We start from the raw sequence: 12,843 nt of genomic DNA on the forward strand, positions 1-12,843 counted from the left end.
AAAGGCGTTAACGATTTTCGGGAACAACTTTCATTAGCACACTTCGTAAAAATTCCGAAAAATATGGTTGCTGGTAATCCGCAACACTACAATTAAATAACAATAGTAAATTATAGGGGATTATGACTATGAAAAATAATCTAACCTTTGAACGTAAAAAAAACCGCGCGATCGCCATTATGAATAAAAAGGGTATGTGGCCTAGTCTCTATGCGCCCCCCTGCCACATGTTTTTATGGAAAATGGGCGTCCGTGTAACCCCACCGCCGTTCTCTCCTTTTTGGACTAATTTCCTTTGCTTTACGGGTGTAAATACTCCGTTCTGGGGCATAGTTATGTGGATCGTTTTCTGGAAAGCAAAGCAGGAAGATCTTTTTTCTGCAGCAGTGATAATTCTTAGCGTTGGGATTGTTTTCGGGCTCTTCATGGCCGTTTTAGAGACTTGGCGAGGTAAAGTTAACCACCTTCCAGCATGGAGTGAAGTTTAGCCCGCCTTTTTGCTGCCCTCGATATCCTCTACCTAGCCCACAATTTCTTGTGGGCTTTTAACTTAGGCAATTCCGGATCCATTTAACTGCGATGCTGTTTCTTACCGCCTCATCTACGTTTTGCGAAAAAGAACGTATGGTTAGTAGTGTAAGTATGTTTGCTGGAGTTACCTCAGCATTTTTTTCAAGCAATCCCCGTACTGCTGATCCAACTGTATGCTCAATATCTACCATTTTATCAGTATTTCCAAAGGTCATTTTAACCTCACGATTTCTGGGTAAATGCGTAAATTTATAATCTCTTAGTAAAATTTTTGCAATCTTCAGAACCTGTATGGTGAGGACGTTACTCTTGTAACGAATTTTGCTCACTAGCAGGCCATTTTTTGTCTTTAAAAGACATTTATCTTTGCTTCTTGCTTGATAAGAATCAATATTTTTTCCGGTAGCACCGTTATTATATAGTCTATAAAACAACGATATCCGCTACCATTTTGCCCGCATTTCCATGCGGGCTTTTTTATACCTATCATCTTTAAGGCAATGACGTTGCTATAAGTTCTATAGTTACAATTTTCACAGCTGGAGACCCAAGATTAGAGTTTTTCAAATTCCTTACAGAACTGGACATATACTCATGGTAAAGTTCTTAAGCTACACATGGAGATGATTACGAGTGTGGTACGAGAGTAAGGTGATTTACCTCCCGGCTTTGCGGTCGGGTTTTTTTTATGTCCATCTTTTTATCATACGTTTCGTGCGCATTTCAGGGTAGAAAATAAATCCCCCTATCATTCTTTATCAAAACCTGTATGTTGAGTCAGCTCATCTATAAATGAGCTAACATTTTGGATTCCCCGAAGCGAACTTTGCCTGTGTAACGCAGGCTTTTTTGTTGTCAACCTCATCAAATATCTGAATATTCCTTCTCTCAGACCGATGAGAAAAGCCACCTTCGCGTGGGCTTTTTTTATGCCCGCAACATGCTCCTCTATCCTTAGAGATAAAATCTTGGATTTAAGATAATTAGATGGTGATGCCGCGACGCTGAGCGATCGCCACCGCTTTTGCAAGCAGCGCCGCAACGGTCGCCTGGTCGTACTCTTTGTTGTAGAAGCCAAGCAACGCGATCTGGCCGGTAAATCCGCCGTGGTTCGGAACATCGACCGATGTCGGGTAGCCGTTGACGTAAAACGGCAGCGCGGATTTATTGCGCGTCGTGCCGGTCGTCGTTACGCTGGTACCGTCCGGACTCCATTGGGCAATTTTGCTGGAGCTGACCGTAAAGGCCCGCGCCACCCAGCTATCAGTGTACGAGGCGTTAATGCTCCTCACTGCCGTCGTGGTGCCGCCGGTGGCTACTTGAAACAGATCTTGCCCTGCCGCAGAGGTGGCCACGCGAAGGCCGGTATACGGCGCAGCGGATGGCGACAGGTTCGCTATCGCGTTGCAGATCTGGCCGGAAACCTCTTTCAGGTTCCACACTGCGATAATGGTCATCGCGTCCACTTCATAAACCGGTGTCGTGATAACGCCGGTCGCGTCGTTCGTGCAGACCGCGCCCAGGCTGTTAAAGGTCGTGCTGGTCACCAGCGGACCAGCCTTCCCCGATGCGTCAGTCTTATCCAGCATGCCGTACAGGCCCATCACGTCATCATTCAGCATTGCCACCAGCGGATCCAGATACGGCAGGTTGCTGTTGTTCACCACGCCATTCAAAATAATTCTCATTTAAATCTCCATTAACTGAAAAAGCGCGATTTGCGCCAGCGACATTGCCGTTGCGTTGAGCACCACGGTTACCGCGGTAACGCCGGTCGGTACTGTGAACTCCTTATAGAAATAGCCAAATCCATCCGTTTCTTTGTACCAGCGCTTGATGCCCGCCAGATACTGCGTACCGGTCGCGGAACTTCCGGCCACGATATAAATCGCGTTTTGGGTAGCGGCAGTCATCTTCACCCGCACGCCAAATGCCAGGCTCTGTCTCGCCGTTACCGCGATAGTCATGCTGTAGTTGGCTGCAGCGGTGATGTTCCAGACGTTGCCGGAAACTGTGGAGTCAGTACCCAACGTTGTTGTGCCGGCGGTAATTACCGTCCATCCATCCGGAGCTGTGCCACTGGCCGATGTCAGAAACAGCGGGTTGGTTATCAGGTTCGTGCTGGCCGCTGGCGTCGTGTTGCTTACCGCCATGCGCGGGTTAACGTTAAGCACCCACGGCCCCATAGCATTAACCAGGGCTGTCGCCATTGCCTTCGCACCGGTAGAAGTCGGGTGCGAGGCGTCATAATTCCAGCCGCTGTACCATTCGCCCGTGAGCGGATCGGTTGTGGCCTTGTGAAAATCCACAAACGGTAGCTGGTTGGCTTCCGCATAGGCCCGGATAAACTCGTTAATCTGGTAGCGCAGCAGGTTCTGCGCGTCGGTGTTACCGCTCTGCGCGGGCATGCTGCACAGCACCGGCGTAATCCCCGCTTTTCGCAGCGTCAGATAAATGCTTTGCAGGTCAGCGGCTGTCTGGGCATAGGTATAACTCTGCACCACGTTATTCCGGCCAGCAAGTACGACGCAGAACGTCGGCGCGGCGGCAACGGCATTCGGTACGTGCGTCGCCAGAATCTGGTCGGCACGGTAGCCGCCGGTGGCAGAAATCCCGGCGTACTTAATGCGCCCGTCGCTCATCATCTCGGCCCAAATGGGCCAGCCCTGCTGGCAGACGCAAGGTGCTTCATTGCGCGAGGTATTGTTGTACTGGCCGGACGTGGTTTCGGTAAACGCAGTGATCGAATCGCCGATGTAGAAAAAGTCGTTATTCAGCAGCCCGGTTTTATTCTTCAGCGGAAAACCGAGATATTCTTGCTGGCCCGTACCCTCTTTCCAGCCGTGAATAATGCGACCCTGCGAATCCGTGATTGCCATCAGATAACCGCTGACGCCGGACATATTAAGCTGAGCGCCACCGTCGTACTGAAGCGTTTTGGATTCCAGCGCGCCAGCCGTTACCGTGTCGCCCGTTACCGCTGTGGCCGCCAGGCTGTCAGTCGTGACGGTTGGCGAAGTCACGCCGCCCGGCATAGTGAACTTTCCGGCCGTATCCATCGTCAGCACGCCCTTTCCGTCCGAGTCCATTATCTCGAACGGATTCACGCTGTCCGCTGTCGTGTTCAGGCCGCCGGTGCGCGCCGCGACCGCCTCAGAAGCCGCCTGGGCTTTGGTAACAGCAGATACGCCCGGCGCATCGGCAATCGCTACCGCTGTACCGGCATTGTTCCGGTAGTAGATGAAGGCTGTATCCGATCCGGTTCCCTGCGCCACGGAGAAAGAATCACCGCTCGCTGTTTTCGCCAGCCCGGTAGCGATATCCGGCATTACGCCAGCTGTGGTGATCAGCTCCTTCGCCGCACTGCTGGCGGTCAACGCTTCATCGCGCGCCGCCGCCGCATCGCTGGCCGCCGTTCCTGCTGTATCTGCATGCGCCCGGGCCTCAAGAACCGCTGCCGTGGCCGCATCCTTATCCGCCGTCACGCCCTGCGCCGCTGCTGAAGCCTCTTTTGCCGCCGCCGCCGCGCCATCTGCGCTGGTACGCACCTCGCCGGATACGCTGGTCACGTTGTTGTGAATGTTGCGGATAGCGTTATAGATTACCGGATCGGCTAATACCGGTTCGCCATAGAGGATGTAGTCGTTCAGGCTTCCCGGCGCGCTGCCTTCCTGCAGATTGAACTGGCCCAGCGTCTGCCGCCCGCCGCGCGTGAATTCGATGGTCGCGCTGTATCCGCCTGGCAGAAGTGAAAACGAGTAGTTGCCATCAGCATCAGTCACAACACTGACGGTCTGGTTTTTGAGAACGGATGCAGAATTAACGGTGCTGGTTAGCGTGATGCGAGTTCCGGCCAGCACTGCGCCAAGCGGATCGGTTAGTACGCCAGAAATAACGACAGGCTCTGCCATTTGAATTACCCTTTAATTTTATTGGTCGAGGCCGTCTATAGCTTTCATGCGCTTTTGCAGTTCGGCTATAACAGAGTTCTGGCTTTCGATTAACGTCTGCTGAACCTGAACGGCCTGGGCAAGTTTCGCTATCATTGGGATGTGGTTCAAATAATACGCATCGGAATTATTCGGATCGGCTTCGATATCGTAATCTTCAGGCAGACCAACGCCGCTAACACATTCGGGGGATACTGCTACAAGGTCGTTTGCGATAAAACCAAGCTGCAGAGATGTTTCCGGAACAATACCGCGCGCTTTCATTTTAAAATCAGCAGGACGCCACTGTAGAACTTCCTCAAGACCTTTGGCCGCGTCTTCACGATATGCAATATCTTTTTTAAGCTCTTTATCCGAGCTACTGGTCATAGTCACAAAACCTACACTCGAACTGTCAATGTAGGATTGTAATTGCCCGCCTGTCCAATAAAAGTTAAATGAGTTACCCCCTGCCGCTCCTGTTGTTCCTGCTTGAGTTCTATATCCTATAGATGCGTAAAAAGGACCGCCTTCTGCAATCAAATAGTTTGTCGTTCCTGATGTTGCACCACGTATAGCCATCTGATTATTTGACCCGAAATATAATCGACTAAGCAACATTGCCATACCATTGGCACCGTAAAAGGACAGAACACCGTTTTTATCATTGATCAGGCGGACGTTGTAATCATCAGTGGTGTTGTTGAAGTGAAAATCAATATAAGGTGTCGCGCTCGATAGCTCCATTCCACCAAAAGTTACAGCAGATGATGCCCCTAACTTAAGGTTTGTACGAGCTGCTGCTACGTCTGCTAAATCTGCCAAGTTTTGACTTTTGTCCATTTTTGCAGATAAAAAGTTTGTTATTGTAGCTAGAGAGTTTGTGATTGAGCTCCACGCAGGGCCGCTATAAGTAGTACCGTCAGGCAACTTAACTGTGATAGTTCCCGATCCGGAAAATACCTGCTGCCAGTTGGCTTTGTCCTGAATCATGCCCGTAATAATTTTCGACATGTTATTCATAGCCTGCTGGGTAATCGCAGTCTGTAGCGTCGCTGGCACCGCATACCAGGCCAGTCCACTGCTGGTTGGGCCGGTAAATGGCGCAACGATTGTCAGAGACGTGTCTGATACGATCGTTGACACAATCAATGTGTAGGGAACACCGCCCACAATAACGCCGAGAAAATCTCCGGTTTTAAATTCGGTGGTGAACACCGTGCTGGTACCGGTTACTGTTGCTGATCCGTTCGTTAGTGCGATAGTGCCTGCTGGCATAGTTTTCTCCGGACAATAAAAAACCCGGCGCAGTGGCCGGGTCTGAAAATTTAGGATTGGCTTTATTTATCGCATGTTGAGCTGATAAAGTTGTTTTTTGAAACCCACCGCCAGTTAAAGGGGTTCCCGGCGTAATATTGCGTCTGGCTTGCCTGTTTGCGGATACCGTAAATTGCTACTGTAGTTTCCTGTCCACCGATATTTGCAGTAGCTGAACATTGTCGCGGTGGAAGAGTCTGGCAGCCCGATATTAACAGCGCCATTAACAATGGAATAAATGATTTAAGCATTATGCCCCCTGAGATATACGCGAAATATTAAAACATAAATAAGGTACATACAATTAGATAAAACGATCGTTTTAATTCAATTGATTAATACTTACCCATATCTGCAGATAATACCCTCGTCTTAAAATTGGTATAAGTCGCATTTTGCAAGCCCTCCGACGCGGTATCAGCCGGAATAGCTCTTATTCTCGTTGTGGAGCCATTAAAATAGGCTGATGTATAATAATTAGCTGCATAAGGCCTTACCTGCCCGCCGGCGCTGACCGTTCCCGTTAGCGCACCAAGAATCGAAGGCGCAACAGCAAAATTTCCGCTCATTGTTACATCGGTATTGAAGCCAGCGGAGTCAGCTCCCTCCATACCCACAGGATTGATTCCCCGCAATACTCTGGTTTCGTTAGTGATAACACATCTGCCCTGTGCGTCCCATATCGCTACGCCCCATTTTGGCGGTGTCTGATACTGATAACCAAAGATATAAACATTCAGCCTGAACGTACTGGCCCCTTTGCATGAAGCGTATATCCTCCATGTTGAAGTGGAGGAGTCAAATGTATACCAGAAATAAACGTTATCATCAGGAGAATTGACAAAAACAAATCTCACCGCACCATCATTCGGGTGTATTTCCTGAGAGGTTACGGTGCCACCATTCAGGTTCATGGTATATGTCTGTGCGCTTATCAGACAAAGGGGCATTGTGTCATCAATATAAAACGGAACTCCAGCGGAGTCAGTGAGCATCGCTCCCCATGTTGACATTATTTCCTCACGTAAACTAAAAAATTGCCACCCAGAGCCGGTTGTGTTCCGGCAGAAAAATCACTGTCTGGCACCGGGCTAATCGTCAGCGTTCCGCCTGATATTGACACTCTGCGCCGCGATGAAGTTAATGTACCGCTTGACGGCTGAAACAGGTAATCGAGCGAATATCCGGAAGGAAGTGATACAGAATAACTTCCCGATTGCTGCCCGGAACTGACAGAAAAATAACCTTTCACCAGAACGCGAACGAGGCCTGTATTATTATCATACCCGCTGGCGTCCCACGTTCTTATTCCCCATTCAGCCATTAAAAGACCCCGGTAATCAGACCAATTTGCACCCTGAGCACACCATTTTCATCACGAATACTGTCGGTCACGTTTGTGGATTTTTTCGCACCGTTACCGGAAGAACCATAGTTTTCAAAGGTGCCTCCTTTATCCAGTTTCCAGCCTGATACGTTCTGAACGTAATTGTTTGACTGAATATAATTGCCAATCATTGCATTGGTTATCCATCCCTCACCAATAAAGGCCTGGTTAATCAGTGTCTGTCCGTCTTTGATAACGAAAGGCGAATAGTAATTCCCGCTGCTGCCGCTGATAACCACAAACTGGTTAGCATTCACCGCCAGGCGTGTATCCACAGACGAGCCATTGATAGTGACGGCTACAGACAGGCCCGCATCATAGTTCGCGCCCCCGTACCGCAGACCCGTTTTCAGCGTGTATATTGCCGACCCGCCTGACGCGTCCGCATAGGCCGTAAACTTCTGCTGCAGCGCGGCCTGCGTCTCTGCATACTGCGCCACCACGTCCGTTTCCAGCTGAGCGACAGAGCTTTCTGCATCTGCCGCCACCTTCTGCGCCTGAAGAATACCGGCGCGGTTATCTCCGTACGTTGCCCACTGCTGGTTAACCGTTTCATAAGTGGCCAGCATATTTTGTAGCAGCACTTCCGGGTCAGTCTCTACCTTTGCAAGGAGCGCCTTTCCGTCCTCAGCCGTCAGGAACTTCTCAGTAATATCACCAAGCAGTACGGTGGCGTCAACGGAAGACATCCCGCCCACAAATTCTGTCCAGTCTCCTGTATTGCCGATCCGGTCAACCAGGCGTGCGCGATACCAGTGGCGTACGCCCGCAGGCATTGGCCCGTGCTGATAGCTCACTCCAGGGTATGGCACATAAGCAAGCATCAGCGGATTCTGGCCGTCGGCAGTGGTGGCCTGCTGGATTTCGGTGTAGGCCGTGTCACCGGAACCGTCCGGGAATGCCCAGGTAATGTCGATCGCCCAGACCACGTCATCGGTGGCCTTCAGGCTGACCGGCGTTCCGGGTTTACCGATCTTGCCGTTAAGCGTGGTGGAATCCGCATAACCCCAAGGAGATGACACGTCCATAGCATTAACTGAACGTACGCGGACGTCATAAACACCGGCATAAATTCCCTGAATGGTGAAGCCCTGAGAACTGACCTGCCCCACATTTACCCAGTCGCCGTTATCCTTACGCCACTGAGCAGTATAGCGGATGGCGTTGTCAGCCCTGTCCCACGTCACCTGCATGGAGGCCACGGTAAGGCCCTGAGCAACGTGATCAACTTCGGTGATGATGATATTTTTCGGAGCCTGCATTACGCCAGGTGGCGTAATAGTAATAGGCGCAGAGTCGATCTTTACGCCGTCATCAATGTAGCGGTATTTATTCGGATCGTGCTGCACGCCGGATACGGTAAAAGTACCATCATCCCCGGACGCGATGGAGGTCACGCGAAAATACTGAATAGCCAGGTTATCGCTGTCGATGGCCCATACCGCGCCCGCCACCAGCGTCTGGCTGTAGGCCGTGCTGACGCGAAACGTCTTTTTATCGTCGCTCACTGCAGCAATAGTGCGCGTCTGGGCGGTACCGTCCGGCAAGTTCAAAATAAGCCTGTCACCGGCGGCATAGTCGGCGGCCCGGTCAAGCGTGATGCTCAGGCCACTCACGGCGCTGACGCGCCCGCCGTTCGGTTTTCCTGCGCGGTACGGATCGGCAACGCCAATAATTTCAGCCGGCAGTGGAATATAACCGTCCAGCCCGACGCCAAAAGAGATGGTGCCATCTTTGGCATTGGAGAGGATAGCCCAGCGCCCGCGCCGGTGCGCTTCGCTTTGCGAGGTGCAGCCGATGGCCGTCAGCGACGTTTCGTTAACGCTGTAGCGCCTGACAAGATCGGTATCGTAAACGCCCTCAACCGTATCTGAATAATGGTTTTGAGGATCAGACCAGGATACCTGACAGGACGTATAGCGGTTTTTATAGGTGCCGCCAGCGTACGTGAAAAGGCCATCGATAACGTTCGCTGCATGGTAAACAAAATCCACGTCATCCTGCGGTACGTCTGCCTTTACGAAGATCTGGTCGTTGCCCCAGAACGTGATGCCACGAAATATTGCCGCAATGTCTTTCAGGACGTTATAGGCATCCTCCTGGCTCTGAATGTAAACGTTGCAGGTAAACCGAGGTTCGTTACCGCCTGCGCCGTTCGGTACCATCTCATCGCAGTACTGCGCAATCGCGTACAGCTCCCATTTGTCGATCATGGTCGCATCAACACGGTTACCCATGCCGTAAATTTCATCCAGCACCAGGTCGTAAAAAATCCACGCCGGATTATTGCTGTACGCCCAGCGAAAATCACCCGACCAGGTGCCAGAATAGCTGCGCGTATTCGGGTCGTAGGTGGTTGGTACGCGAATCAGCTTGCCCTTTGGCTTGCAGGTCGTTTTCGGTACGCTGCCGTTAAACTGGCTGGAGTCCAGTTCCATGTACAACAGCGCGGTATTGGGATAGCGCAGCTTGCTGTCAATAACCTCCGCCACGGAATAAACGCTGAAGGCATTAACCAGTTTTGTCGAGGTGGAATCAGCCGTGATACGGCGCACGCGGACCGACCAGCCGGACGTTGCGGCAGGTAAATCAACACGGTGGTCGCGCTGGTATTCAGAAGTCGTTTTGCCGTCAAACGTGGCGTTAACCACGTTCTGCCAGGCCCCGCCATCGGTCGACAGGTCAATAGCGTACTGCGTGACGGTGCCAACCATATCGCCGTTATCTTTGTACTGATACTGCGCAGGCAGGCTCAGCTTTATGCGTACTGCATCCAGATTCAAATCGGTGAACTGATGTACCCAGGGCGAAGCGGCTTTAACCTGTACGCTGACACCCAGTTCGTTATCGATTTCCGGCAACCCCTGAATGTATGTCTGATCCTGCGTGCCGTTGCGGTATTCCCACTTAACACCTGTAAAATTATATGACCCGTCATCATTGGCCAGCGGAGTATCGTCGAGAAAAATCTGCTGTGCGGTCAGCTCGCCCTGTATTTCCCCTTCGGAGATTGCCAGCAACATTTTCAGCTTTGCCACAGAGAGCAGATCATCCGGCTCTTCAACAGGCGTATGCGCGCTGCTACTGCCGCCCTTACGGCCCTGAATCAGGGTTGCCCCCTGGATAAGTTGCATATTTCACCCATAAAAAAGGCCGCACTATAGCGGCCTGAAGCTGATTAGTTTGTTACTGCTGATCGCTGGAGAAAATGCCCGCGCTGATTATCGCGCCGCCAATTTCGCGCTGACCGTAAAGCAGCGGCACCGGGTAGCCCATTGAAACGGTGTTCACCGGCGCGCCAAAGGCATAGTTCGGCTGGTTATCCGTACTGGAGGAGGAGCCGACATTGTATTTTGGCTGCGGCGTCAGCATGCTGACCACGCCACCGAGCATCATTGACAGGCCCATCCCTGTCAGCGCAGTTGTGGCCAGCGCTGCGCCACCTGCCGCCGCTGCCGCACCGGTCGTCATTCCAAGCGTTGCTCCCCAGGCCGCCAGCGATGCGCCAGCGGTGAAGAACGCGGCAACCAGTGCTACTGCGCCAATTACTACCTGCAATGTCCCGCCACTTTTACGGCCTTCAATAACCGGCATCATCCGGTACTCTTCAGCGCCACGCGACATATCAAACTCTTCCAGCCCAATATTGGCGCCGCCGCTCCAGAACGTGAAGCGCACGCCGTTGAGATGGGCATTTGAGACGTATTTTTTAAATCCCGGCACGGTCGAGCACAGAGCGCGCAGCATTTCCCGCAGGTCTGCAACGTGGTACCGGTGCGTTTTACCAAATTTTTTTGCCAGCGCCCCGCTGAGCGTCATTGTCTTAAGCATCCATTAACTCCTTGCGGCGCACGACGCGCACCGTCCGATCCCGGTAGTATTTTCCATACGGAACGCGCGATGACAGCCCGCCGAAGACGTGATGCAAAATTATATTGTTGCCCAGGTAAACAGCTGCGTGGTTCGTGACCGGCGCGCTGACCTGCATCATCACCATATCGCCAGGGCGCATTTCCTCGCGCGGTACTTCGATAAATCCCTCGGCCTGCCAGTTGTCGTCGTAGCGGTTTTCCCTGCCGTCCTTCCACCACTCATAATCCACTGACCAGTTATTCAGCAGAATGCCGTGCTCCAGCCGGTAATAGTCCATAATCAGCGTCCAGCAGTCGGCATGCCCCAGCACCCAGCTCCGCCCGGCCAGATCCCGATCGCCACGCGGTGAAATAGTGCAGAAATCGCCATCTGGCCAGGACATAATCCCCCACTCCACGCCGGAGTGATCGCACTGGATACGGTCTGTTTCTGACGGTACCAGCTGCACCACGTCCGGGTGAGAATGAACAATCATCAGTACCTCGCCCTGCGCTTCCGCAGCAGCGTAATCGTCTGGCGCCAGCGTAAAGCTTTCCGTCGGCTCTGCTGAAATATTGCGGCACGGCATGTATTCCTGCGACCTCCCGATTTGCACCACCACGCCACAGGCTTCCTTGGGATATTCCGCCTGTACGTGCGAGGTAATGGCATCCATGATTTTTTTCAGCATCGTTATTTCCCCTGAAGGTTTGCCGCCGGGAAGCCGCCAAACGGCAGCGGCTGATCGTCACCGAAGCGCAGTTTGCAGTCGCTAAGGCGACCGCCGCATACGTCCAGCGCCGGGTTATCGGTTGCCGTGCCGTCCTTCAGGAAATAGCGCGTTCCGTTGTAGTCGCATCCCGTTCCTGTGCGGTACCAGCCACGCATACACCAGGTGCAGACCGGCGTGATCTGCCGGGAAGGCAACTGCAGACTCTGCACGTCAAACGGTGAGCACAGCTCAAAATCCACCTGCGCGCGCGTTTCGGTGCTCTTCGCATTCACATAGAAAAGTTGCACGCGCTCTTCTGTTGGCTGAGCGTTAGCATTGCCTGCCGTCCAGTTAGCCGCATCGAGGTATTTCGCCAGCGTGGTGTGAACCTTTACCTTTGCCTTAACCATGTCGTCAAATTGCAGGCACAAAGCGGTAACGTAGTTGCCAACGTTGCCCACAGAAAGCGTCGGCGTCGGTTGTGAACCGGTACTGGACAGCTCCAGCCCTTTCAGCTCATACGGGTACGGGTCATACTGCTTTCCCTGCCAGATAATGGCGGGCAGGTTATCCGCCGCAAAGGCTTTCCAGCCATCAGAAGGTATGTTGTGCGCATGAAACCGCAGTACGTTATCCAGACCAAATTCAGTGCCGTCGATTTCAAGCAGCTGGATAAGCTGGCCCGGCTCCAGTTGCTGTATATCCTGTGTAAAGCTCATATTCAGCCCATAAAAAAAGGCCGCAAGGCCGCCCGGTTACCGGAAAAAAAGTTATGGTGCAAAGGCCTGCTCGAAGACAAACGCAATCTCTGCGAAATTACCGTTGATGAATTTTGGGTTTATCGAATCCGATTTAATGCGGTAAAGCTTTTTCTCGCCCCAGGTATTCGTCCACCAGAAGGAGGTAAGAACGTGGTTTTTAAGGAAGGTACGCAGCGCCAGCATTTCCGCTTTACTGCCGTTACAGGATAAAGACCAGACCTCTACCGCCGTATTTATTCCGGCACTGGCCACCTGTTTATATCCGTCCCCAAACTGTGCCTGAAGAGTGGCTATCGTGAGCGTTTCACTGGCCTGTACCATCGGGCACCAGGTAAATGTATCAATTGTCATAAT

Annotated in this window: 12 protein-coding genes; 1 reads left to right on the forward strand and 11 read right to left on the reverse strand. The window is 52.1% G+C overall.

The genetic code is table 11. The annotated features are described in order from the left end of the window. Positions 1–128 precede the first annotated feature (128 nt). Entirely contained in the window at positions 129–488 is a 360-nt protein-coding gene (locus ACMGGR_RS11225) for a DUF6404 family protein (RefSeq protein WP_414146867.1), read from the forward strand. A gap of 1,026 nt (positions 489–1,514) precedes the next feature. Here the strand turns inward: ACMGGR_RS11225 and ACMGGR_RS11230 are convergent. The 11 genes from ACMGGR_RS11230 to ACMGGR_RS11280 all read right to left on the reverse strand — a co-directional run bounded on the left by ACMGGR_RS11230 (position 1,515) and on the right by ACMGGR_RS11280 (position 12,840). After that, positions 1,515–2,219: a hypothetical protein gene (locus ACMGGR_RS11230; RefSeq protein WP_414146868.1), complete on the reverse strand. Its 705-nt coding sequence runs from the start codon at positions 2,217–2,219 to the stop codon at positions 1,515–1,517. Next, positions 2,220–4,442, reverse strand: coding sequence for a GDSL-type esterase/lipase family protein (locus tag ACMGGR_RS11235; RefSeq protein ID WP_414146869.1), 2,223 nt, complete (start codon positions 4,440–4,442; stop codon positions 2,220–2,222). 18 nt (positions 4,443–4,460) lie between these two features. After that, the gene (locus ACMGGR_RS11240) at positions 4,461–5,738 is read right to left on the reverse strand and encodes a tail fiber domain-containing protein (protein ID WP_414146870.1); all 1,278 of its coding nucleotides are present in this window, start codon (positions 5,736–5,738) and stop codon (positions 4,461–4,463) included. 62 nt (positions 5,739–5,800) lie between these two features. Continuing rightward, positions 5,801–6,028 (reverse strand): phage exclusion lipoprotein Cor, encoded by a 228-nt coding sequence (cor, locus tag ACMGGR_RS11245; RefSeq protein ID WP_414146871.1) that lies wholly within the window; start codon positions 6,026–6,028, stop codon positions 5,801–5,803. Positions 6,029–6,112: 84 nt separating this feature from the next. Then, positions 6,113–6,790 (reverse strand): hypothetical protein, encoded by a 678-nt coding sequence (locus ACMGGR_RS11250; RefSeq protein ID WP_414146872.1) that lies wholly within the window; start codon positions 6,788–6,790, stop codon positions 6,113–6,115. Beyond that, positions 6,790–7,101, reverse strand: a complete 312-nt coding sequence (locus ACMGGR_RS11255; RefSeq protein WP_414146873.1) for a hypothetical protein — start codon at positions 7,099–7,101, stop codon at positions 6,790–6,792. Before ACMGGR_RS11255 ends, ACMGGR_RS11250 begins: the two co-directional genes overlap by 1 nt. Next, positions 7,101–10,298: a host specificity protein J gene (locus ACMGGR_RS11260; RefSeq protein WP_414146874.1), complete on the reverse strand. Its 3,198-nt coding sequence runs from the start codon at positions 10,296–10,298 to the stop codon at positions 7,101–7,103. The genes ACMGGR_RS11255 and ACMGGR_RS11260 overlap by 1 nt, the downstream gene beginning before the upstream one ends. A 52-nt stretch (positions 10,299–10,350) precedes the next feature. Next, complete coding sequence (locus tag ACMGGR_RS11265) at positions 10,351–10,995, reverse strand: tail assembly protein (RefSeq protein ID WP_414146875.1); 645 nt, start codon at positions 10,993–10,995, stop codon at positions 10,351–10,353. Next, the gene (locus tag ACMGGR_RS11270) at positions 10,988–11,707 is read right to left on the reverse strand and encodes a C40 family peptidase (protein ID WP_414146876.1); all 720 of its coding nucleotides are present in this window, start codon (positions 11,705–11,707) and stop codon (positions 10,988–10,990) included. Before ACMGGR_RS11270 ends, ACMGGR_RS11265 begins: the two co-directional genes overlap by 8 nt. A gap of 2 nt (positions 11,708–11,709) precedes the next feature. Continuing rightward, complete coding sequence (locus ACMGGR_RS11275) at positions 11,710–12,447, reverse strand: phage minor tail protein L (protein WP_414146877.1); 738 nt, start codon at positions 12,445–12,447, stop codon at positions 11,710–11,712. Between the two features lie 51 nt (positions 12,448–12,498). Continuing rightward, positions 12,499–12,840, reverse strand: a complete 342-nt coding sequence (locus ACMGGR_RS11280) for a phage tail protein (protein ID WP_414146878.1) — start codon at positions 12,838–12,840, stop codon at positions 12,499–12,501. Between the last annotated feature and the right edge of the window lie 3 nt (positions 12,841–12,843).

It is taken from the genome of Erwinia sp. BNK-24-b (genome assembly GCF_047456155.1).
Lineage (GTDB): Bacteria > Pseudomonadota > Gammaproteobacteria > Enterobacterales > Enterobacteriaceae > Erwinia > Erwinia phyllosphaerae.

What these genes read in the sequence shown, in the direction of transcription:
- ACMGGR_RS11225 (WP_414146867.1), top strand. Translation starts at nt 129, where the DNA reads ATGAAAAATAATCTAACCTTTGAACGTAAAAAAAACCGCGCGATCGCC.
- ACMGGR_RS11230 (WP_414146868.1), bottom strand. Translation starts at nt 2,219, where the DNA reads ATGAGAATTATTTTGAATGGCGTGGTGAACAACAGCAACCTGCCGTAT.
- ACMGGR_RS11235 (WP_414146869.1), bottom strand. Translation starts at nt 4,442, where the DNA reads ATGGCAGAGCCTGTCGTTATTTCTGGCGTACTAACCGATCCGCTTGGC.
- ACMGGR_RS11240 (WP_414146870.1), bottom strand. Translation starts at nt 5,738, where the DNA reads ATGCCAGCAGGCACTATCGCACTAACGAACGGATCAGCAACAGTAACC.
- cor (WP_414146871.1), bottom strand. Translation starts at nt 6,028, where the DNA reads ATGCTTAAATCATTTATTCCATTGTTAATGGCGCTGTTAATATCGGGC.
- ACMGGR_RS11250 (WP_414146872.1), bottom strand. Translation starts at nt 6,790, where the DNA reads ATGTCAACATGGGGAGCGATGCTCACTGACTCCGCTGGAGTTCCGTTT.
- ACMGGR_RS11255 (WP_414146873.1), bottom strand. Translation starts at nt 7,101, where the DNA reads ATGGCTGAATGGGGAATAAGAACGTGGGACGCCAGCGGGTATGATAAT.
- ACMGGR_RS11260 (WP_414146874.1), bottom strand. Translation starts at nt 10,298, where the DNA reads ATGCAACTTATCCAGGGGGCAACCCTGATTCAGGGCCGTAAGGGCGGC.
- ACMGGR_RS11265 (WP_414146875.1), bottom strand. Translation starts at nt 10,995, where the DNA reads ATGCTTAAGACAATGACGCTCAGCGGGGCGCTGGCAAAAAAATTTGGT.
- ACMGGR_RS11270 (WP_414146876.1), bottom strand. Translation starts at nt 11,707, where the DNA reads ATGCTGAAAAAAATCATGGATGCCATTACCTCGCACGTACAGGCGGAA.
- ACMGGR_RS11275 (WP_414146877.1), bottom strand. Translation starts at nt 12,447, where the DNA reads ATGAGCTTTACACAGGATATACAGCAACTGGAGCCGGGCCAGCTTATC.
- ACMGGR_RS11280 (WP_414146878.1), bottom strand. Translation starts at nt 12,840, where the DNA reads ATGACAATTGATACATTTACCTGGTGCCCGATGGTACAGGCCAGTGAA.